Origin of the sequence: Sphingomonas sp. NCPPB 2930 (assembly GCF_042867205.1) — a bacterium.
Lineage (GTDB): Bacteria > Pseudomonadota > Alphaproteobacteria > Sphingomonadales > Sphingomonadaceae > Sphingomonas.
This window is the reverse complement of sequence record NZ_JBHZQU010000070.1, coordinates 1-553: the sequence shown is the minus strand read 5'-3', so window position 1 is coordinate 553 and position 553 is coordinate 1. Positions and strand designations below refer to the sequence as shown.

The 553-nt window shown below is 68.9% G+C and carries 1 protein-coding gene; it reads left to right on the top strand.

Going from position 1 to position 553, the window contains the following annotated elements; all coding sequences use genetic code 11:
* Positions 1-553 (top strand): electron transfer flavoprotein subunit alpha/FixB family protein (locus ACFX59_RS18420; protein ID WP_387434534.1); only part of this gene is annotated, 553 nt, incomplete at both ends.

The window sequence follows — 553 nt, the reverse complement described above, 5'->3', positions numbered from 1 at the left end:
GGCGGGGCCGTCAAGGATGCCACGCTGGCGACCGTCACGGCGGCGGCCAAGCTGGGCGAGGTGCACCTGATCGTCGCGGGTCAGGGCGTGGACGGTGTCGCGCAGGCCGCCGCGAAGATCGCCGGCGTCGGCAAGGTCCATGTCGCCGACGACGCGGCCTATGCCAACGCGCTCGCCGAGAATGTCGCGCCGCTGATCGCGCAGCTGATGGGCCATCACGACGCCTTCCTCGCGCCGTCGACCACGACGGGCAAGAACATCGCGCCGCGCGTGGCTGCGCTCATCGACGTGATGCAGATTTCGGACATCCTGTCGGTCGAGGGACCGGACAGCTTCACCCGGCCCATCTATGCGGGCAATGCGATTGCGACCGTGAAAACCAGCGACACCAAGCTGGTCCTGACCGTGCGCACCACTGCCTTCGAAAAGGCGGCGGCAGAGGGCGGATCGGGCACCATCGAGGCGGTCGCCTCCATCGGCGATGCGGCCAAGTCCCGCTTCGTCGGCGCGGAGAAGGCCGAGAATGCCCGGCCGGAACTCACCAGCGCCAAGG